Genomic DNA, 21822 nt, shown 5'->3' with positions numbered 1-21822 from the left:
GTCGGGCTTGGGCCGGGCGTGGGCGAGGGGGTTGGCGCGGGTCCGCCTGTCGGCTTGAACTCGACCTTCACGAGGCGGTCGGCGTTCATGGTCACGGCGTTGTTGGTTGAAGTCGAGTTGTCGTCGTTGGTGCCGGTCCATCGCGTCACCGCGTGGCCGCTGTTTGGAACGGCGGTCAGCGGAACCACCTTTCCGGCGGCATACCTTCCGCCGTTGGGCGAGAGGGTTCCGCTGCCGATCACCTCGACGGTCAGGGCATACGTCTGGCCCGGAGGCGTGGGCGGCGGCGACGGGGTCGGTGTGGGCGATGGATCGGGCGTCGGCGTCGGATCGGAGTTCGAGCCGCTGCCGGGAATGGTCTCGAACGTTGCCGTTACGATCCGGTCATCCGTCATCGCGACGGTGTTAGTCAACTCCGTGGTTGCCTCGTCGTCCGCCCCTTGCCAGGAATGGAGGCGGCATCCGGAATCGGGTGTGGCGGTGAGGGTCACCACGGCCCCCTCCGTATAGAGCCCACTGACATCTTCCAGGACACCCGGCCCCTCGACCACCAGGGTCAGCGAGCAGAACCGGGTTCCCGGTATGACGTCATTGGGCACGAGATCCGGTCCCGGCTCCTGTGCCGGTCCTCCGCAGCCGAGGATGGTGACGGCTGCGACCGCCGCTGCGACTGCCATAAGGTGGATTGTCCGCTTCAACTGGATCACGCCCTCTCGCCGAATGCGCCTCTGTGCCGTCGGATGCGGGCGGAGCAACGCCCGATAATGTTAGAATTCGGCGAAAACGGGGCGATAAGCCCAGTTTTTCGGGAAGGATATGGTGGTGGGGTGGTTCTAGGCCATTCGCCGTCGAAGCAGCAGTGGGACAAGTCCCAGGAGCAATAGCGACACGACCGAGGGTTCAGGAACCCTGGCCAGGCCCGAGATCTCCACGGTCCAGCTCACGGACTGCTCGAGGTCTTCGCGGTCGATCCGGACCCACTCCGTGTCGTCGAAGGCGTGGGCGGTGATGGTGTGCAGCCCCGGCTCCAGGTTGAGGGCGGCCAAGTCGAGTACCTCTTCCCCTTCCATTTGCCGCTGGCAGCGGCCGTCGATGATCCACTCAACGTCGATGACCTCCGAGTCGATCACATCCACCCATAGCGTCTCAGGATCGACCAGCGACTGGCGGTTGTCGGCCCAGGCATCGAGGGGGTCAACAAAGCCATAAATACTGAGTATTATTTGTTCTCGTCCGACCGCGTCGAATGGGCGGCCCAGGGAGCGCATCTTGGAGTTCTTCGACGGCCGATAGAGCCCCTCGTCATAGTATCCAGCCCCTTCGTAGGCTCCGATCGTGCCCATTTCCGGCTCGTAGTAGCCTTTCCAGTGGGCCCACTTGTCGCCGTTGGCCGAGCGGGTGATGTTGGCCTGCTGGGGTTCGGGGCCCTGGTATTCGGTGCGGAATCCGCCGTATTCGTCGGCCAGCCCGGCAAAGGAGTGGCCCAACTCGTGGAGGGCGATCTCCGGACCTCGCGGGTGGCCGCCGGCGTAGACGGCGAACGACCCGCCGCCTCCGCCGTAGCGGCTGTCGTTGACCGAGACCAGCGACATTTCCGACTGGAAGGGGGCTGAGGCGAGGGCGGCGCTCATCGCGTTTTGGGCTTTGCCGCTGTCGATGTAGAGCAGGCGCTCAGCCGACCCACCGTAGTAGTAACTTGCGTTCAGGGCGGTAGTTACGTTGATTCCCTCAGGCGGAACGTCGGCGCCGGAGTCCTGGGAGACCAGGTCGATCCGGTGGACGTTGAAGAAGTTCCGATAACGCGGAAACGGGTCTTCGCCTTGCTCGAACATGTGGTTGAGCATGGCGTTGATGTGGCTGGGGTAGGAGGTCTGGAGCTGATTGGCTTGGTAGCCGTCGCCCATGAAGACCATGTCGATGCGGTTGGACGAGGGTCCGTTTTCGACCATGGTGGTGTAGGCGGGCTGATAGCCGGCTGAGCAGACCAGGGAGAAACCCAGGACGATTGCGCCGGTCAGAACCAGGCGCAGATTCCACGCTTCGCGATCGTGCGTCATCTTCTTTCCCTCCTTCCGCCTTCATCGACCTGTCGGGAGGGGGGCTTGAACGGGCCAATGTGGACTTTTGTGGGCGAATCGGCCTTTACCGCCCGCCATAGTGGCGGTATGATCCGTCGGCGCTGCGGCTGAACCTGATCTTCTGAAGAAGGACGTGCGATGGATACGCCAGCCACCCTCGCCCCCTGGATCACCGGCGACCCGAACACCTGGAGCAACGCGGATCGGGCGGTCGTTCTTTGCGATATGGCTTCGTTCGTTCCCGCTGAGTCCAGGAGCGAGCGTTTCAAGGCCGGTCGTTGGCGGGTGTTCAGCTACGAGGCGGGCGGATTGAGCGGAACGATGATCTATGCCGTTCCGGAGGCCAAGCCGCCGGTGGTGCGGGTGCCGTTGCCGGTCCGCGGGCCGCATGCGATCAGTGTGGGTCTGTTCAGCTCCAAGCCCGATGGGGCGTGCCGGGCGTGGCTGCGTTTGTCCGGCGACCGATGCGCACTGCCGCGCGACTCTCAGCCGGCGATCAGCCAGTACTGGAATATCCGCGAGGTGTTTTACAGGGTCGCGGACCTGGAGGGACAGACTCTCGAAATCGGTCCTCAGCCGGGCGGGATCGTTCCGCACTGCGGCGTGGCGTTCGTCAAGCTCATTCCGCTGACGGACGGCGAGGCCGCTGCGCTGCGCCGCGATCGGGAGGACCGGTCACATCGGAATCTGGCCGCCAGTTGTGACGGGTACAGCTTCATTGATTTGCGCGGGCCGACCACCATCGATGAGGTCTTGGCTGAGGTCGAGATTTTCCGCGACACCGACTTTGGCACGCTTCTGCTGCATCTGGGCGGGGCCGACCAGGTGACGTATCCTTCAGCCGTTGGGTCGTGGTTCGCCCAGGGCATCGATGTGTTTCCGCTGCCGGGACAGCGTCATTTCGCCCACTCCGTGCGCACGCTGGCGGAGAAGGGCATCAACCCGACCAAGACGATCATTGACGGGGCGCACGATCTCGGCATGAAGGTCCACGTCGGTATACGGCCGGCGTTGTGGGGTTACTATGCTCCGCATACGGATGTGTTTCAATCGCCGTTTTACCGCGACAATCCGCAGTGGCGGTTGCGCGACAAGGACGGATTGCCGGTAGCGCGGATGAGCTGGGCGGTGCCCGAGGTGCGAAGGCATCTGCTGGACGTGCTTCGGGAGGCGATCGCGTTTGGGGCCGACGGGGCGCATATCGTGTTCAATCGGGGTTTTCCGATGGTGCTTTACGAACCGGCGTTCTGCGAGCTTTTCCGGCAGCGGTATGGCGAGGATCCGCTGCGACTCGAGGAAGTCGACTCCCGCATTCAGGATCTTCGTCGCGAGATTGTCGCCACGTTCATGCGCGAGCTGCGCGTGCTGCTCGACGAGGAGCAGGCCCGGCGCGGCGACGGCAGGCGGCTTGAGCTGAGCGTCTGCACGCTGGGCATCGAGGAGGACAACCTTCGGTACGCCGTCGATCTGCGCCGCCTGGTGCGAGAAGGGCTGGTCGATGAGGTCTATCCGTACAAGTACGGGTTTGGCGAGTCGAAGCGGGTCTGGGACATGGACTATTTCAACGACGCGTGCCGCAGCGCCGGAGCGAAGGTGTTCCCCATGATCAGTGTCTATGAGGCGATGGAGGCCCACGTCCGCGACGTGCTGCCGGCACTGGAGGCCGGGGCCGACGGCTTGAGCATCTGGGACGTCGCCCTGCACTTCGGGAACATCGATCAGTGGCCGACGATCGCTCGGCTGGGCCGGGCGGATGAGCTTCGGCGACGGCTGGATCAGGGTTTCCTTGATCCTCACGGTTTGCGCGTCCATCGTCTCGGCGAGGACATCATGGACGGGCGATTTCCGATCTTCTGGGGCGGATAGGCTGGCGATGGCGTGCAGCACTGGATTATTATAAGTTTATGTGCTGATGGTGCGCCTCTGCCGAATTCATTTGCACGCTGGAGTCAGGTCCGATAATCTGGAAGGGGGTAGTCTTCGGGGGCTTTGCTGGAAAAGGGGGAATGCCATGAAAGCGCTCGTTTGGCACGGTAAGGAGGATGTGCGCGTTGATAACGTTCCGGATCCCAAGATCGTGGACCCGGGCGACGCGATTATCAAGGTCACCTCCACCGCCATCTGCGGATCGGATCTGCATCTGTATGACGGGTACATTCCGACGATGGAGGAGGGCGACGTACTCGGGCATGAGGCGATGGGAGAGGTGGTCGAGGTCGGCCGCGAGGTCACCAAACTCAAGAAGGGCGACCGGGTGGTGGTGCCGTTCACCATCTCGTGCGGCCGGTGTTTCTTCTGCCAGCGGAATCTCTTTTCGCTGTGCGACAACTCCAATCCGAACGCCGAAATCGCCCGCAAGATGATGGGCCAGTCGCCGGCGGGCATCTACGGGTATTCGCACATGCTCGGCGGGTACGCGGGCGGGCAGGCGGAGTACCTGCGGGTTCCCTACGCCGACGTCGGGCCCATCAAGATCGAGTCGGACCTGACCGACGACCAGGTGATTTTCCTGTCCGACATATTTCCGACCGGCTACATGGCGGCGGAGAATTGCGGGATCGAGGAGGGCGACACGGTGGCGATCTGGGGCTGCGGCCCGGTCGGGCAGTTCGCCATCCAAAGCGCGTGGATGCTCGGGGCGGGTCGGGTGATTGCGATCGACCGGATCGAAGAACGACTGCGAATGGCCCGCGAGGCCGGCCAGGCGGAGACCATCGATTTTTCGCAGAACGACGTGTACGACCGCCTGATGGAGATGACCGACGGCCGCGGGCCCGACCGCTGCATCGACGCGGTCGGCACGGAGGCGCACGGCGGAGGCAGCATCGGGGCTATCTACGATCGGGTCAAGACCGCTCTGTACATGGGGACCGACCGGCCGAATGTCTTGCGTGAGGCAATCTGGTGCTGCCGCAAGGGAGGAACGGTCTCGGTGCCCGGGGTGTACGTGGGGTTGCTGGACAAGATTCCGTTCGGAGCGGCGATGAATAAGGGGCTGACGTTCCGGATGGGGCAGACGCACGTGCAGCATTATCTTGGGCCGTTGCTGGAGAAGATCGAGTCGGGTCAGATCGACCCGTCGTTTGTCATCACGCACCGCCCATCACTCGACGAGGCGCCCAGGTACTACAAGACGTTTCGCGAAAAGGAGGACGGCTGCATCAAGGTGGTGCTCAAGCCTTGAGTCTGTCAGTCGTTGTTAGCGCCTCAGCCTCGTCGAAGCGGGGATGGATGGTTCGTCGGCCTCCGGTGGACAGCGTACATCAGGATCCTCCTGGTGTTGGACAACCCTTGCCTCCCATGAAGATCGCTGATAAAATTTCATGACTGGCGAGTGCTACCGAGGGTTGGCATGAAGAAAGTCGAACGAGCAATCATCTGGTCGCTGATGGTCATGATGACGGTGGTCGTCGTGCTGGCCACCATTGAGTTGGCCTACGTGATCGCCAAGGACATGGTCACACCGCCGGTCATGCTGTTGGAGATCGGCGAACTCTTGGAGATATTCGGGTTGTTCCTGCTCATCCTCATCGGCTTGGAACTCATGGAGACGATGAGGACGTATATGTTCACCAGTGCGATCCGGGTGCAAGTCGTTTTTCTGGTCGCTCTGATCGCCCTGGCGAGGAAGGTAATCATCCTTGACCCTGGGAAGTACGACCCGCTGGCCCTGGTGGGGATTGGCGTGGTCGTGATCGCACTATCGGTCGGTTACTTCATTGTCCGTGAGAACGGGAGTTCTGACCGTTCTGAGAGGGAATGAACATGCATCGATATCAGAAGCTTCTTGTGGCTCTGAATCTCAACGAGCAGGACGAGGCGACGATCCATTACGCCTCGCTGGTGGCCCAGATGGCCGGTTCGCGCTGCGTGCACTTCCTGCACGTGATCCGGACGGATCAGACGCTGGCCAAAGCTGAGGTGTACCGGAACCTGATCGCTTCGGCGCGTCCGGCCGCTGAGGCGAAGATGGCCGAGGCCGTCGCCGCTCGTTTCAGAAGTCCCGATGGGATTGAGGTGATCCAGGACGTTCGTGAGGGCGTGCCCATCACGGAGGTGCTTCGCGCGGCCAGGGAGGAGGAGATTGACCTGATCGTGGTCGGGCGAAAAGCTGGGAAGGCCAGCGTGGGCGATCTGCCCGAACGGGTTACCCGCAAGGCGCCGTGCTCGGTCCTGATCGTTCCGGAACAGTCGCGGCCGCGGATCGACCGGATTCTGGTGCCGGTTGATTTCTCCGATCACTCAGCCGACGCGGTAGACGTCGCGGTGGCCTTTGCCAAGGCCAGGGAGATTCGCGAGATCACCTGTCTGCACGCGTACAACGTGCCTATTCCGTCCTCGTACGTCATGGGCGAGGGTGAGGCCGAACTGGCTGAGGCGTTCCGGCAGTACGCCGGGCGGGCGTATGACGAGTTCATCGAGCCCTTCCGCGGGCGCGGGGTCGATTTTCGAATCCTTCTGCGACTCGAGTCCGAAGAGGCCAAAGCCATTCTCGACGCGGCCGACGAGGAGAAGGCCGACCTCGTGGTGGTCGGCACCCGCGGCACCAGCGCCGCCACCGTCCTGCTCGGCAGCGTCACCGAACAGCTTATCTGGACCACCAAGGTGCCCCTGCTGGCCGCGAAACGCAAAGGCTCGAACTGGGACCTGCTGTCGCTTCTGCTCGGGTGAGGCACGGTGGCCTGCAGCCTTCCGGATGGCGAGGTCGTTTGATTGGTCATATGCTCCAGTCCTCCATGCTTTTTGTTTGTCTGTGCGACGATGTCCGGTTAGATTCCCGCCTCAGTACTGGAAGATCAGTGACTGGTGAGACGGTGAAGGGGCGATATCCTCATGAGCACGACGAGTGGACAATCAGACAACGATAGACTCTCTGAATTCCATAGCGAGGACCATTGATGGGCGCTTGCAGGACGACGGCATCGGGCGAGTGGATCGGCTACACCGAGTACCGCACCGACCTTCCCGGCGGTCGGCACGCCAATGTGGCGACCATGCGGGCGTGCCTGGTGCGAGCCAATGGGACCGGGCGGGCGGTGTTGGCTGAGGGACTGATCGGCGACGGCGACACGTGGACGCAGTTCGCCGGATGGTCGCCGGACGGGCGGTTCGCGGCGATCGGCTGCGGGTGGGAGAGTCCGGAGAACGCCGCGTGGGAGGAAGCCCACCGGGAGTTCCGCATGACCGAAGGGTGGCGCTGTGACATGCACCTGCTGGAACTGGCGACGGGGCGGCTGACCAGTCCGACCGCGGTCGAGCGGGTCAGCGACTACAATGCCGGGCTGTTTTTCTGGCCGGGCGACGCATCACGGCTGGGGTTTACGGCCCTGATCGACGGCGTCTCGCATCCCTTCGTGATGGACATCGACGGCCGCAACAAACGCGACCTTTCGCAGACCGCCAACGGTTTCGCGTACGGCTACAGCGCCTCGCCCGACGGCGGGCGAGTGGCGTATCACGAGGACTACCAGGTCTACATCGCCCGCGCCGACGGATCGAGTAAGACGCACGTGGCGACCGGGAATCCCTTTAACTTCGGCCCCGTATGGTCGCCCGACGGGCAGTGGATCCTCTTCGTCAGCGGGCAGCATTACGACTGCCACCCGTGGATCGTTCGTCCGGATGGAACCGAGCCGCGGAAGATCGCCGACCGGAACGGCTATCGCGGCGTGGTGGAGTTCCTCGACGTGTACGACTTTCACGGAGGCAGCAGCGATACGCCAATCTGGTTTCCCGACGGCCGGTCGATCTGCTTCGCCGCGGCGATTGACGATCGGGTTGAGCTATTCCGGGCCACCTGCGACGGCGAGGTACGTCGGTTGACCCATTGCGACAGGGGGGCGGCCAACTATCACCCGCGGTTTTCACCCGATGGTCGAAGCCTCGTATTCGGTTCCACCCGCAGCGGCCTGCGCCAGCTTCACGTGCTGTGCATCGAGACCGGCCGGACCGACGTCATCACGAACGTTCAAGCCGGCTGGGGCGCTATGTGGGCGCATTGGCAACCCGCCTGACCTGCTGATCGCCTGAAAATGCCTTGACAGGAAAAAACGGGTTGCGCATAATCGCGAATGTATACAAACCATAAAGTGTATACAGAACGGTGATAGCAGTGGCTATTAGAAAATCAAAATCTGATCAAGCGTACGAGCTGTTGAGGGAGAACCTTCGGGCAGGTGGGTTTGCTCCGGGCGAGCGGCTGACCGAGGCGAAGGTGTGTCGCGAGTTGGGGCTTGGCCGGGTTCCGGTTCGCGAGGCGTTGGTTCGCCTGGAAGCGGAGGGCGTGCTGCGGAGCCGCGGGCCCTACGGCGGGCGGTTCGTCGAGTACATCGAGGATCAGAAGCCCGAGGAGGTGCTTTGCCGGTACGAGCTGCGCGAGGTGATCGAGGGTCAGGCGGCGCGTCTGGCTGCCAGGAACATGACCGGCTGGCAGATTGAGGAGCTCAAGCGTCTGGCCGAGCGGATGTACGGGCTTTTCGGTTCGGCGGACCGTGACGCCCGGCTTGAGGCGGCTCGCGAGTTTAGGCGGTACCTCTTGGCCAACTGCGGCAATCCGCTGCTCGGGGAGGTCTGGGAGACGCACCATCTTTCGCCCTTGGCGGTGCGGTCCTGCGAGTTGGAGCGTGAGATCCTCAGCCACATCGCCAACGAGCCGGAGCACAACCGGCGGATTGTGGACATGGTCGAGGCCATCGCCGCCCATCAGCCCGATGAGGCGGAACGCTGCGCCCGCGAGTACGTCCGCGAGATCACGAGTGCGATCCGTAGTTCCATGTAAGGAGGTTCCTGTATGCGGTTGGATGAGTTGGGCAGGGCAGAGTATCAGCGGCGGATTGCGCGGGTGCAGGAGGAACTGCGGGCGGAAGGGCTCGACGTGCTGGTTGGCTACAGCAGCGAATGCGAATCGGCGACGAGTCGGTATCTGGCGGGTTTCTGGCCTTTTTTCGATTTCGCAGCGGTGATCGTTCCCGCTGAAGGCGAGGCGGCGCTGGTTACCGGCGGGCCGGAGTCGCTGGAGTTCGCCAAGTCGTTTTCGAAGGTCGAGCGGATCGTGGTCAACCCGCTGCTGGTCGAGAGCTCGCCGCCCGAATGGGTGCCGCAGGTCGAAGGCGAGAGCTTCAAGACGATTCTGCCCAGGGTTTGCGGCAGGACGCCGAAACGTGTTGGCGTGGCCAACTGGAACATCTTCCCAGCGGTTCTGCTGGAGGATCTCAAGAGCGGCGCTCCGCAGGCTGAGTACGTCGAGGCGGACAAACTGCTGTGGCGGGTGCAGTCGATCAAATCGGCGGCCGAAGTGCCCTACATCGTCGAGGCATACCGCATCACCGAGGAGGCGATGAAGGCGGCGATGGCTGAGGCGAAGCCCGGCCGGCGGGAGTGGGAACTTGAGGCTGCGGCGCGGGCGAAGATGGTTCTTTCCGGGGCGGAAGGGGCGAGTTATCCGGCGTGGGCCTGCTCGGGCCCGAACACGCGGCTGAGCCTGGCCCGGTCCACGAATCGCCGGATTCAGGAGAACGAGCTCGTTCAGTTCACATTCGGGGCCAAGTACATGGGCTACTGCGGCAACATGTGCCGGCCGTTCTCGATCGGCGAACCGCCGAAGTCCGCGCGCAAGCTGATGGAAGTCGGGCTGGAGGCGATGGAGTACGCGATTGCGACGATCCGTCCGGGCGTACGGGCGGCTGACGTGTTCCAGGGCTACCACGATATTCTCGCCCGCTACGGCTATGAGGAGTTCACCCTTTACGGTCCGGCTCACGGCACCGGCAGTTCGGAGGTCGAAGGGTTGTGGCTGGCCCGGCAGGCGGATTTCGCCATCCAGCCGGGCATGCTGTTCAACGTGGACATCTGGCTGAGCGACGGGCAGCAGGGCTTGCGCTACGAGGACGGCTTGCTCGTCATCGAGGACGGCGTGCGCGAGTTGACAAGTTGGCGGCGGGAGGTGATCGTCCTGTGAGCGAGCTGACGGCCGAGCGGATCAAGGAGGCGGTCGACGACCGTGCCGGCGCCATCGTCGAGTGGACTAAAGCCCTGGTGCGGTTCGCCAGCGAGAATCGTCCGCCCGACGGCGATGAAGCTGACGTCCAGCTTCACCTGGCCGAGCAGTGCCGCGCGCTTGGTTTGGAGGTCGATCTGTTTTCGCCGCAGGAGATGGCCGGCGCGGCTGAGCATCCGTTCTGGCTGGCCGGGCGTGACTACAGCCGTGGAAGAAAAAACCTGGCGGCGCGGTGGAGGGGCGTGGGCGGCGGCCGCTCGATCCTGCTGAGCGGGCACAGCGACGTGGCCCCGTCGGACCCAGCGGAGTGGACGGTCTGTCCGCCGTACGAGCCGGTGGTCCGGGACGGGCGGCTCTACGGCCGCGGGAGCGCCGACATGAAGGGCGGCTTGGCGGCGGCGTTCTGGGCGGTGCGGGTGCTTCGCGAATTGGGTTTCGCGCCTCGCGGCGACGTGCTTTTCGAGAGCGTGGTGGATGAGGAGTATGCCAGCGGTAATGGCACTCTGGCGGCTCGTTTGAAGGGGTATAACGCCGACCTGGCGGTGGTGACCGAGCCGACGGGGATGGAGGTTTGCCCAGCATGTTTCGGGGCGTTTCTGGGCGATCTGCGGCTGACCGGAAAGGGCGGCATGCCGTATACCGGCGATGCCATTGCCAATCCGCTGGTGGGCGCAGCGAGGGCGGTGGAGCTTCTGTACGAGTTTCAAACGCACTGGCGACAAAGGAACCGGCATGAACTGTTCGATGGTCCGGGCAAGGAACTCAACGTGCTTGCCTGGCGGATCGAGAACGGGGCCGGCGGACAGACGGTCCAGATGGGCACGCCGCGCGAGGTCAGCGTTTCGTGGATCGTCTGGTGTCACCCGGGTATGACCGAAGAGCATTTCTATCCCGAGTTCCAAGCGTATTGGGAAGGCAAGCGGAAGACTGAACCGGCTTTGGAGCCGTTTGATCTGGCTCTGGAGAAGACGTACCACTCTGTTCGTCCGTGGGAGACCTCGCGCGACGATCCGGCCATCGCCGCCGTCGCTCGGGCGGCTGAGGCGGTTCGCGGATCGGCCGTCGTTTCCGGTGCGCCCTTTTCCTGCGACTTGGGGGTCTACGGTGAGATCGGCCGGATGCCGAGCGTGCTTTTCGGGCCGCGAGGCGGCAACCTACACGGCGTTGACGAGTGGGTCAGCATTCGGGACGTGCTGGACCTGACCGCCACACTGGCCACGTTAATCAAGGACCTTTAGCCTCAAGACTTCACCTTTCACAGGAGCAACAGACGAGATGAGCCCAAATCAGCCGATGGCGATGGATACGTTTCGTGTGGCGCGGGTGGTCGACGGCGATCTGGCCAAGCGGATGCAGAATTACCGCATGAAGGTGGCTGCGATCGCCTCCGGGTATCCCGTTTTGACCGACTGGCATCCGGTGATTCCCGACGGCTGGGGCGAGTTTCCGCACGTGCCGTTCCGGCGGTCGATGGTCTACCGCGGCGACGAGAAAACCTGGGCCTACAGCCATCACCAGGCCGTCACGAAATTCGGCGACCGGTACGTTACGTCCTGGTCCAATGGGTTTCTGCATGAGGACTACGTCGGCCAGGAGATACACTTTGCCTCGTCGGCGGACGGCACGACCTGGTCGCCTCACGGCGTGGTTGTTCCGACGCCGGTGGCCAGCAGGCTCGTGCGGAACAACGCCGGGCTTTACGCGTCCAGTGACAAACTTTACAACTACGTCTGCGTGGCCAAGGATTTTGAGCGTGAGACGGCTCCGCCGGGCATGAGCACGTTGAAGGATCAGCACATCCGGCTGGACGTCTATGAGACGGCGGACCTGAAGACGTGGACGCACTACGAGAACATCTGTCCCAACGTCTACCTTTTTGAAGGGCCGCGGCCAACCCGCGACGGCAAGCTGATGTGCTGCGGCTTCGACCTCTACGACCATCACGGCATGGTCCTGATCTGGGACGACCCGTCGCGACCGTTCGATCCGCCGCGCGTGGTGGATATCGCCATTTCCGATGAGGGCGTTTTGCCCGAGCAGGGCACCTGGTACCAGACCGACGACGGGCGGATCTGGATGTACCAGCGGGACTCTAGCATTTCCGGGTACTTGGCGATCACGTGGAGTGACGACGGCGGCGAGACCTGGAGCGACCTGGTCCGCACGGACTTCCCGAACTCGTTTTCCCGCGCGTTCGCCGGACGGCTGTCGGACGGGCGGTTCTACATCGTCGGCAACAACCACGAGCGGCTGTTGGACCGCATGGCCCTCTGGATCGCCCTGAGTGACGATGGCCGCAAGTTCACCCGCCAATACACGCTGGTCGAGGGTCCGACCACGCGTCGGATCAACGGCCGACACAAGGAAGACGGCTATCACTACCCCAATTGCTTCTGCGACGGCGAGAAGCTGCTGGTGACCTACTCGGTCAATAAGGAAGACATCGAGGTGGGGATTGTCAATACGCGCGAGCTGGCGTGAGTCTCCCATGCGAATCAACAAGATCAACCTGATGTTCCATCCCGCCTGCTGGGCGGCGCACGGCGACCGGGTTCCCGCGGGCGAGGATGAGGGCCTCTGGCTGGCGTGTCTGGGGCGGGAGCGGCGCTGCAACCAGGCTCAGAAGGCGTATATGGACTCGATGGGCGCGGATGAAGTTTTGATCTTGTTTCCCATCGGCAGCTCTCCGGCGATGGTCGATATTGAGGATCACGCGGCGCGGGTGCTCGGACGGCGGTGCGTCGTGGTTTCCGACGTGGCGGTCAGAAACCCGCCCGCCGCCTGGGACGATCTCGACAATCCGATCGGCCGGTTTCTGGACGACGACCGACTCGAAGGCAAAGCCGAGTGGCTGGCCGGCGTGCCCGCTGAGATTCACGCCGAGCTGGTCGAGGAGATCAGGCAGGCCCGGTCCCGGACGCGCGGACCGTGGAGGACTTCGGTTCTCAAGGTTCTTTACGTCAGTCGCCTCTTCGCCCGCGACATCGCCGCCGCGATGGTTGACGCCGATCTGCGGTACGATCCCGCGACCGTCGAGGCGGTGGCCTTCGGCGAGGGTTTCGAGCAATGCGCGATGACCTGGAAGGCCATGACCGTGCCTTACCTGGGCCTGCGTCGGCCGGCTGAGAACGTCTTCGAGCTGTCGGTCAGCGGGGCGCGGTGTCTTGTCGGCGCGACGTTCAGAGAGCGTCTGGCCCTCGATCACGACGTGCGGCTGTTCTTGTGGGAAGGCGGCGATGGCCGGTCGGTCGCCCTTTACGCCCGTGCCTGGTGCCGGTTGAGAGATCCGCAGTGCTATGCCACGGTTGACCTACGCGGTCTGTCAGCCGAGATCCACAACGTGGCCGGGCCGTGCCGGATCGGCGAGGATCCGCGCCTCCTCATCAGCGGCAGTCGGCTGAGAGTGCCGATCCTGAACGCCATTCGGCGGGATGTTGATGACGACTCGTTCTACATCGTGACCAAAGGTACTGACTACGACGGTTTCCGCCGGCGGCTGCTCGAAGCGCCGATCACAGCGGAGTGAGGAAAACGGTGACCGTACGCAAACCACTACTGGAATGGATGATCGACGGCGACCCGGACCTGACGCCGGTGGTGCTGTTCGATCCGCGTGCGACCGCGGCTTCGTACTTCGGCACTGAGGTGCGGCGGCGCGGGCAGTCGGCGTCGTTTTCGTTGGCCTCCGAGTCCCCGGTCACTCCGGAGATGATCCTGCGGTGCCGCGCGGAGACCGGGATTGACTTTGTCTGGGCGATGGGAGGCCTGACGCCGCTGGACCTGGCCGGCCTGATGCCGGACATCGAGATCGAGGTTCGTGAGGAGAGCGACGCCGACGGGTCGGTCCGGAAGCGAACCACCGTCAGGACGCCGGAGGGCGAGCTTTCCGACGCCTTTCTGACCGTGCCCGATCGGCCCGGCTTCTGGTCGGAGCATCTGGTCAAGGGCGAGCGCGATCTGCCGGCGATGGCCCGTCTGATTGAATCCGCCGCCCGCACCGTTCTTGAGAATCCCGAGGCGAAGGCGCTGGTCCAGCGTCGCTTCGCCCAGCGGGCGGCCATGATGCCTCCGGACGTCCCGTTGTATGTCAGCATCGGCGTACCCGCCTTCGTGCTCACCTGCAACCTCTACATGGCCTCGACCGAAGCGTTCTTCCTGTTGGAGGATCACGTTTCGTTGTTCGAACGTCTCTTTGCGATTCAGGCCGAAGCGGACGCCGCCGTGCTCGGCTGGGCCGCGGAATCCGGGGCCGATTTTGTGCTCCACGCGATCAACGGCTTGGAGCTCTACTCGCCCGCGATCTATCGGAAATACTTCATCCCTCAGGCCAAGCGGCACCACCAGCGGGCCCACGAGCTGGGCCTGCGGACGTGGGTTCACACCTGCGGGCGGATGGGCCGGTTGATCGACATGGGCGTCTATGACGCCATGGACGTGGACGTGCTCGAAAGCCTCTCTCACGGTCCTCTCGGCGACGTTGACGATCTGCCGGCGGCACGGGCCCGGCTGGGAAAGAGGGTCGTGACCCGCGGCGCCGTCAACGTCAACCTGTTCTACGACTCCGATCTCCAGAGCATTCGCGAACGGGTCCGATACGTGCTTGGAGCGGTTCGCGGCCACCGTCACATGATCGGCGACACCAATGACTCGTTTCCACCGTATCCCAGAGACAACCTTCTGGCGGTTGTAGAGGAGATGCGCAAGAGCGGACGTATGCTGAGTCCCATGTAGGGCGGTTCAGGACCCGCCGGTCTTCTTTTCCGAAAAGGATCACAACCATGACACAGGACAGGATGCTCGATCGGCTCTGGCTGTGGGGTATGAAGGTCAACGCACTGCAGGAGGCCAGCGACTACGCACAGTTGCAGTTTGGCAAGTCCGCGCTGACCACCGAAGAGGCGGTCCGGCGGACGGGCATTCGCAACGTCATCGTGGCCGGCCATCTGCCGATCGACCGGGCCACTCTCGACTCGATCCCGTCAGCCAAGCGGTTTATCTGCAAGACTTCCATTCACAAGGGGAGCGGCGGGACGTTTGAACTGGATCCGGAGGACACGCTGGCCAAGCTTCGGGCGACCAAGCAACTGGCTTTGGCCGATCCGCGGGTCGAGGCGTTCCACATCGACGACTTCAGCACCGGCAGCATTGATGCGGGCGTTCGGCCGGAGCATCTGACCCGGCTCCAGTTCGCCAATGCCGTGGAGCAACCGCAACTGCCTTTGGGCGGGACGATCTACACGATGAGCCTCGATCGGCCCGAACTGCCGGGTCTGCTGCCGTTCTTCGCCCATCTGTTGGTGCCGCTCTGGCATGCCGAGCAGATCGACACCGTGCCCGCCGCCCTCGACCGCCTGGCCGACCTGAGCGGCGGGAAGCCCGTGCTGCTGTGCCTCTACGTCTACGATTTCGGGACGGGCAAGCACATCCCAGCCGACCTGATGAAACGCCACCTGGACCTGGCTGAGCAACTCATCCGCGAGCAGCGGGTCACCGGTATGTGCATGTGCGGTACGTGCATGATGGACCTGCCGTGGGACGCCAACCGGTGCTATTTCGAGTGGATCGAACGGGTTGGAAACGAGAGAATGTGACCTCTGTAGGCCCGGCCCATTGCTGGAAAGGACACTCCATGCCGGTCGAGACGACAAGCTTGCACATGGGTGACGGCGGACACTGGCACTTTGTCAACGGCCGTTGGCGCGACGGTGAGAACGGCCTGCTGGCGGTGCCCGAGGAACTCCGCCGCCAAGACGTTGAGGGCATGCAGGGCGTGCACTATGCCTTCAATCGCGACCTGGCCTGCCGCGACGTCCGCGTTCGCTTCGAGTTTCGCCTGACCGGCCACAGCGATGCCGGTGTCGTGCTGAGGGCGGCCGACGCCTCGCATTTCTATCTGCTGCACTTCCCTAACTGCGGCCAAGCCAGCCGGGCCCAACATTTCTGGGTGGCTTTCTCGAAGATGGATGAGGCCGGCTATCTTCAGATCATCAAACTGGAGATGGTCCGCCGGGTTCCGAGCAACAAGAACCTCTGGCTGCCCGCGGAGGTGACCCTGCGCGGCGATCGGATCGCCGTTCGCGTCGGCGAAAACGGATACTTCGAGGCCTGCGACGACAGCTATTCCGACGCCGGTTGCGTCGGCGTCTATAGCTTCGGCGACTCCGGCATCCGCGACGTGACGGTCCAAGCCGAACCGGTCCCGCCGTCGTGGAATAACGCGGTCCGTCAGCCGCGACACTGGTTCCACCCTTGCCCCGATCGCGACTACGGCCTGTGGCAGAAGCCCAACGACCTGTTGCGGCTGGAAAGCGGCGAGTTGTTGCTCAACTACGTGGTCCAGGAGAAGCCGTATCAGGGCAAGAGCACCGCATTGCTCGCCCGTTCAGACGATAACGGCTGGACGTGGTCGAAGCCGGAGGAACTGAAGTTCGGCGTCGGAGACGATGAATGGCAGATGCCTCGTCTCCATCGGACGCCCAGAGGCCGGCTGATCTATCTGAGCAAGAAAGGCGATGACTTCTATACTGCTGAGTCGGCCGACGACGGCCGCACGTGGTCGCCGCCCGAGCCGCTCGGTCTGGATACCAGCGCCGTCCGGACCACCGGTCTGCATGCCGGACCGCATATCTTCATGAACCTCGCCGATGAGTCGATGGTCATGTTCCTCTACGGCGGCTTCAAGCCGATGGCTGAGGATATGACCATTTACACGTGGGGTTCGTTTCACTGCCAGGGCTACGCCTGCCGATCCACCGACGACGGGCGCACGTGGTCGCCGCTGGTCAACGTCGATACGCCCGGCTTCGACGAGAAGGGCAACAAGTATGAAGGCAATCTCGATCTGACCGAAATCTGCGGCGTGCAGATTTCCGACGGGCGGATTATGGCGTTGATCCGGCCGGTCTTTTCGCCGTGGATGTGGGAGACCTGGTCGGCTGACGGCGGAACCACCTGGGGCCCGTGCCTGCGCGGTCCGTTCGCGGGCTATGCCGCGCCGAACATGCTGCGGACCGCGTCCGGCGCCATCCTGATCGCCCACCGTTTGCCGGGTCTGACCATCCACTGCAGTTGGGACGACGGTCGCACCTGGGACCAGGGCACCATGCTCGACTCGGCTTTGTGGGCGATGGGCGCGATGATCGAGGTCGAGCCGGACGTTGTCCTCTACGTCCACTACGATTCGTTCGAGTCCCTGATGCGGATGGACCGTTTCCGCGTTACCCGCGCCGGCCTTGAGCCCGTGCGGCCGCCGCAATAGAAACAGGCTTAAAGCGATGAACGATCAGAAACTGACGGATGCTCTGAAGAATCACATTCGCGACCTGAGCCGCCAAGCCGCCCTCGTCGGCGTCGCCTCGGTGGATCGATTCGAGGACGCGCCGCCCGGGCACCAGCCGAAGGACTTTGTGCCCGAGGCCCGCTCCGTCGTGGTCGTCGCGCTGCCGATCGTCTCGGGCTTGATGCGATGGAACAACTTCATGGCCGAGTCCCAGATCATCAAAGAGGAGGACGTCTACACCGACGAATCGGGGCAACAGCAGACGTGGCGCCCTCGCACCGTGATCCGCAAGCACGTCGAACGGCGGTGCTCCTATGAGGTCATCAACAACGAGCTCCAGGCCCTCAGCATGCATGCAGCCATGTTTCTCGAACGCGCGGGCCACGTCTCAGCCTATCTTCCCACCACGTACGGCCAGACCCTCTCGTGGCCCGGCAACGTGCAGTGGGATTTCCCCTATCCTCCGAAGGCATTCGCCCCGTTTTCGCATCGCCATGCCGCCGTCACCGCGGGGCTGGGAACGTTTGGCCTTAACAACCTGTTTCTGACGCCGCAGTACGGTCCTCGCCAACGGCTCGTCTCGGTCATCACCGCTGCGCCGCTGGTGGTCGACGCGATGCTGACGAAGTCAGTCTGCCTCGGAGAGAAGTGTTCGTTGTGCCTGCGTAGCTGTCCAGCCCACGCCTTCGGCGAAAGCCACGAGTTAAGAGTTGGCGCGACGGACCACAAGTTGGCTGCGTTCAACAAGGACGCCTGCCGGAACTACTACAAAGCCAGCGCGTGGGGCGAACAGTGCGGCCGCGAGTGCATGACCAGTTGCCCGCTTGGACGGCTGAGAAAGCCCAGCGGCAACTTTCCTGAAGGAGCAAAACAGTGACCATGCAACGAATGACCGGTGGCGACGCGGTGGCGGCGAGTCTGGCTGCGCACGGCGTTGAGGTGATCTTCGGCATTCCCGGCGGGCACAGCCTGCCCGTCTACGACGCCCTCGCTCGGCAGAAGAGGATTCGCCACGTGCTCGGCCGACACGAACAGGGGCTGGCGTTCATGGCCGATGGCTACTACCGCGCCTCCGGCAAGGTCGGCGTCCTGACCACCACCAGCGGCCCGGCGGTGGCCAACATCGCCTGCGGCATGGGCCAGGCCACCACCGACACCTCAGCCGTCCTGGCCGTCGCCTCGACCGTCCGGTCGGACCTGGTCGGCCGGAATCGCGGCGGCCTGCACGATTGCGGCGAGGCCATCCAGATCATGCGGCCGGTGTGCCGCCACGTCCGACGCGCGGGCAGCGTGCAGGAGATTCCGCGGATTATCGCGGAGTTGATGCTCGCCCTGCGGACCGGTCGGCCGGGCGGAGCCTTCTGTGAGATTCCGTGCGATCTTCTCGCCGCTGAGGCCGAGGTGGCGATCCCGGACCCAAAACCGGCTGAACGTTTGGCCCCTGATGCGTCAGCCGTCGAGGCGGCCGTCAGGCTGCTCGCCGAGGCCAAACGCCCGGTCATCTGGGCCGGTACCGGGACGGTGGCCAGCGATGCCGGCGCCGAACTTGTTCAGCTTGCCGAACGTATCGGCGCGATCGTGATTCCCACCATCCTTGCTCGCGGCATCGTGCCTTGTGCCGCCGCCAACGTCATCCTCGCCGACGGCGCGTTGATGACCGAGGTCAACGACCTGGTCGCCGAGGCCGACGTGGTGCTGGCCGTCGGCACGATGTTCAAGCAGGAGGACACCGCCGCCTGGGAAACCCGGTTCGGCGAGAAACTGATCCACGTCGATATCGACCCGCAAGAGATCGGCCGGTCGTACCCGCCCGACGTCGCCATCGTCGCCGACGCCAAAGCCGCTTTGCAGGCCATCCTCGAGTCGCTGCCGAATAGGGGGGTCGCCAATTCCGAATGGTCTGCTCGCGCGAAACGGGCGGAGGCGGCGCGCCTGGCCAAGCGGCGGGCTCAGGGCCCGACCGAGATGAAGGTGCTCGATGTCTTCCGAGCCGTTGTCCCGGATGAGGCGGTGATCGCCGCCGACCGCTGCAGCCTCGGCTACTGGATCTACCGCTGTATGCCCGTCAACCGCCCGCGCAGTTTCCTGTTCCCGATGGGCTACGGCGGCCTCGGCGGATCGCTGCCGCAGGCGATCGGGGCCAGGATCGCCTGTCCCGACCGGCCGGTCGTCTGCGTCATCGGCGACGGCGGCTTCCAGTTCACCGCCACGGAACTGGCCGTCGCGGTCCAGGAGAATACGCCGCTGACCGTCGTCCTGTGCAACAACCGGGTGTTCGGGGCGATTCGCGCCAACCAGGACCGCAACTTCGCGGGCCGACGGTTCGGCGTCGATCTGGTCAACCCGGATTTCCACAAACTCGCTGACGCCTACGGCATCGACTACCTCCGCGCCGATGAATTGGAGGCCTTCGAAAATGCACTGACCTCCACCGTCGGCGGCAAAGGGATCTGCCTGATTGAACTGACGGTGGAACTGGCTGATCCCTGATCGGCCAGTCCGCATACCGTTCCACCCGCCTATCCGCAGAAATCTGCTTGACAGGGGTGGATCGCGCCGGTACACTAGCAAAGCGCTATGGTAGTGTTATGCTATTATCCACTGGCGTTTCTGGAGGTATGACGGAGGATGGCGAGATCCGGTCCCTTCATCTATGAGAAGGTCAAGGCCGCGTTGACGGAAATCATTGCGGCGCAAGGACTTGTCCCTGGCGACAGGCTGCCGTCGGAGCGGGAACTGGTCAGCCGCCTGGGCTGCAGCCACCACAGCGTTCGCCGGGGGCTGCTCCTTCTCGAACAGGAACGGCAGATTGAGCGGCGCATCGGTTCAGGGACTTTTGTCCGGGAGACGGCAGGGGGGCCTCGCAGCACTGGGAGGGCCGAACGGGCGACGGAGGTCCGCACGGGTCATCCCGTTGGCTTGATCTGCCCGTCGGGTCCGGACAACTTCCAGACCGAACTGCTGCATCATCTTCACGTTCAGGCTGAGCGCCGGGAGATGAAGCTGCTGATCCGCACGATCGGCGATCTTGATTTGGGCGCCGAGGAGGCCGGCCGGGAGCTGATGGCCCGGGGGTGTTTCGCCCTGATACTGCCCTGGGTTCCCCGCATCACGCCTTCGGAGCGGTTGTGGCGGTTCGTTCAGGCGGTCGGAGGCCCGCTCGTTCTGCCGGGGCCCGTGGCCGGTCTCGAGAGACACTGCTTTGAGAAACCGGAGATCTTCGGCCGGGCGAGCTTCGAAGCGGTGGAGATGGCTTGCTGCTACTTCCGGGCGTTGGGGTACGGCAATATCGCCTTCTTCGGATGGGACACGCAGGAAGCGGACCTTCAGCGACGGATTCTGGCGTATTCGCGATTCGCATCGCGGCATGGGTTGGCCACGCACATTGCTCTGGCGGGCCATCGGGCCGAGGAAGTGGATGCGGTGGTGGATCGATGGTCCGGCATGGCGAGCGACCTGGCGGTGGTGTGCCTTGGCGATGAGGACGCCTTGCGGCTGATGACCGCGGTGCACAAGCGCGGACTGCGAATTCCCGAGGACGTCGCCCTGATGGGCTTTAAGAACATCCCGATGGCCCACGCAGCCGACCCGCCCCTGACGACCATTCAGTTCGATTACGACTACGTCGCTGACGGCATGCTCAGGCATGCTGAGGCCCTGGCCGCGGGCGGTTCGGCCCAAGCCGAGGGGCGGGCCAGACAGGTCCTGGTCGTTCGCGAGTCCTGCGGAGCCAGGGATCGCGCGGGCGACCGGCTGAACGAAATCGTCGAACGCGTCCAGGAACACCGCGATGAGGCGGTTGAGGAGGAATGAGATGTCAATGACGGGCGGAATTGCCGGCAGTCGTCGAATGCGAGCTTGCGGTTTTACCCTCATCGAGCTTCTGGTCGTCGTGGCCATCATCGCCGTTCTGGTCGCCATCCTGCTTCCAGCCCTGAGCGCCGCACGCGAACAGGCGAGAGAGGCCGTGTGTCTGAGCAATCTCCGCCAGTGGTCTATCATCCTGACCACCTATCGCGACGATTACCACGATTTCCTGCCGCCCGACTGCCCGCGATGGGAAGACGTATTGCGGGATCTGGGCTATACGATCAAGGACAGGATCGTCACGTGTCCGAATCTCCAGGTTCTGAACGCCTCGTATGGCCCGAACGGGTTCATGTGGGGTTCATCCGCGCCCGGCTGCCTCAACGGCGATACCCGTCGCATCCGCGCCGAGACCGCCTTCGCCATTACGCTGGCCGAGCGGGCCCACGTCTTCGGTTCGGGACTGTCCGACTGCTCATTCGGCCAGACCGACGTCAATCCGCCCATGCATCGCGGGTCGGGCACCTTTCTCTTCTTCGACGGCCATGCCGAGTGGAAAGCCCATACCGGGTTCAGCGAGTCCGCCCCCTGGGGACCGTTGCCCAACCCGGACGATTACCCCATCTTTCTTCGCTACTGGGTCGTGTACTACTGAGTTCGAT

General features: G+C 63.7%; 19 protein-coding genes. 17 read left to right on the top strand and 2 right to left on the bottom strand.

All coding sequences use genetic code 11. The annotated features are described in order from the left end of the window. Together GXY33_22420 and GXY33_22415 are read right to left on the bottom strand one after the other, a co-directional pair. The coding region (locus GXY33_22420; GenBank protein ID NLX07906.1) for a hypothetical protein at window positions 1–677 on the bottom strand (677 nt) is incomplete at its 3' end. Between the two features lie 156 nt (window positions 678–833). Further along, window positions 834–2057, bottom strand: a complete 1224-nt coding sequence (locus tag GXY33_22415; GenBank protein NLX07905.1) for a hypothetical protein — start codon at window positions 2055–2057, stop codon at window positions 834–836. A 159-nt stretch (window positions 2058–2216) separates the two neighbouring features. Between GXY33_22415 and GXY33_22410 the strand changes: the two genes are divergently transcribed. The 17 genes from GXY33_22410 to GXY33_22330 all read left to right on the top strand — a co-directional run bounded on the left by GXY33_22410 (window position 2217) and on the right by GXY33_22330 (window position 21815). Further along, window positions 2217–3944 (top strand): hypothetical protein, encoded by a 1728-nt coding sequence (locus GXY33_22410; protein ID NLX07904.1) that lies wholly within the window; start codon window positions 2217–2219, stop codon window positions 3942–3944. 145 nt (window positions 3945–4089) lie between these two features. After that, window positions 4090–5262 (top strand): glutathione-dependent formaldehyde dehydrogenase, encoded by a 1173-nt coding sequence (locus tag GXY33_22405; protein ID NLX07903.1) that lies wholly within the window; start codon window positions 4090–4092, stop codon window positions 5260–5262. A 168-nt stretch (window positions 5263–5430) separates the two neighbouring features. Further along, window positions 5431–5841 carry a phosphate-starvation-inducible PsiE family protein gene (locus GXY33_22400; GenBank protein NLX07902.1) on the top strand — a complete coding sequence of 137 codons (411 nt, stop codon included), beginning with the start codon at window positions 5431–5433 and terminating at the stop codon, window positions 5839–5841. 2 nt (window positions 5842–5843) lie between these two features. Further along, the gene (locus GXY33_22395; protein NLX07901.1) at window positions 5844–6749 is read left to right on the top strand and encodes a universal stress protein; all 906 of its coding nucleotides are present in this window, start codon (window positions 5844–5846) and stop codon (window positions 6747–6749) included. Window positions 6750–6976: 227 nt separating this feature from the next. Continuing rightward, window positions 6977–8092, top strand: a complete 1116-nt coding sequence (locus tag GXY33_22390) for a hypothetical protein (protein NLX07900.1) — start codon at window positions 6977–6979, stop codon at window positions 8090–8092. Between the two features lie 140 nt (window positions 8093–8232). Continuing rightward, window positions 8233–8856 carry a GntR family transcriptional regulator gene (locus GXY33_22385; protein ID NLX07899.1) on the top strand — a complete coding sequence of 208 codons (624 nt, stop codon included), beginning with the start codon at window positions 8233–8235 and terminating at the stop codon, window positions 8854–8856. 12 nt (window positions 8857–8868) lie between these two features. Continuing rightward, window positions 8869–10035: an aminopeptidase P family protein gene (locus tag GXY33_22380; GenBank protein NLX07898.1), complete on the top strand. Its 1167-nt coding sequence runs from the start codon at window positions 8869–8871 to the stop codon at window positions 10033–10035. Next, entirely contained in the window at window positions 10032–11312 is a 1281-nt protein-coding gene (locus GXY33_22375; protein ID NLX07897.1) for a M20/M25/M40 family metallo-hydrolase, read from the top strand. Before GXY33_22380 ends, GXY33_22375 begins: the two co-directional genes overlap by 4 nt. Before the next feature lie 37 nt (window positions 11313–11349). Continuing rightward, entirely contained in the window at window positions 11350–12555 is a 1206-nt protein-coding gene (locus GXY33_22370; protein ID NLX07896.1) for a hypothetical protein, read from the top strand. A gap of 7 nt (window positions 12556–12562) precedes the next feature. After that, complete coding sequence (locus GXY33_22365) at window positions 12563–13600, top strand: hypothetical protein (protein NLX07895.1); 1038 nt, start codon at window positions 12563–12565, stop codon at window positions 13598–13600. Window positions 13601–13608: 8 nt separating this feature from the next. Next, complete coding sequence (locus GXY33_22360; protein NLX07894.1) at window positions 13609–14805, top strand: hypothetical protein; 1197 nt, start codon at window positions 13609–13611, stop codon at window positions 14803–14805. 47 nt (window positions 14806–14852) lie between these two features. Next, on the top strand, window positions 14853–15665 hold the full coding sequence (locus GXY33_22355; GenBank protein ID NLX07893.1) for a hypothetical protein: 813 nt from the start codon (window positions 14853–14855) through the stop codon (window positions 15663–15665). Window positions 15666–15703: 38 nt separating this feature from the next. Further along, window positions 15704–17332, top strand: coding sequence for an exo-alpha-sialidase (locus GXY33_22350; GenBank protein ID NLX07892.1), 1629 nt, complete (start codon window positions 15704–15706; stop codon window positions 17330–17332). 16 nt (window positions 17333–17348) lie between these two features. Continuing rightward, a complete protein-coding gene (locus GXY33_22345; GenBank protein NLX07891.1) occupies window positions 17349–18230 on the top strand; it encodes an epoxyqueuosine reductase in 882 nt (293 codons plus the stop codon). Continuing rightward, on the top strand, window positions 18227–19843 hold the full coding sequence (locus GXY33_22340) for a thiamine pyrophosphate-binding protein (protein ID NLX07890.1): 1617 nt from the start codon (window positions 18227–18229) through the stop codon (window positions 19841–19843). Before GXY33_22345 ends, GXY33_22340 begins: the two co-directional genes overlap by 4 nt. 138 nt (window positions 19844–19981) lie before the next feature. Continuing rightward, a complete protein-coding gene (locus GXY33_22335; protein ID NLX07889.1) occupies window positions 19982–21166 on the top strand; it encodes a substrate-binding domain-containing protein in 1185 nt (394 codons plus the stop codon). Window positions 21167–21203: 37 nt separating this feature from the next. After that, a complete protein-coding gene (locus GXY33_22330; protein NLX07888.1) occupies window positions 21204–21815 on the top strand; it encodes a prepilin-type N-terminal cleavage/methylation domain-containing protein in 612 nt (203 codons plus the stop codon). Window positions 21816–21822: the final 7 nt, after the last annotated feature.

The organism is Phycisphaerae bacterium (genome assembly GCA_012729815.1).
Lineage (GTDB): Bacteria > Planctomycetota > Phycisphaerae > JAAYCJ01 > JAAYCJ01 > JAAYCJ01.
The sequence above is the reverse complement of the archived record's forward strand: the minus strand, read 5'-3'. Positions and strand labels throughout refer to the sequence as shown.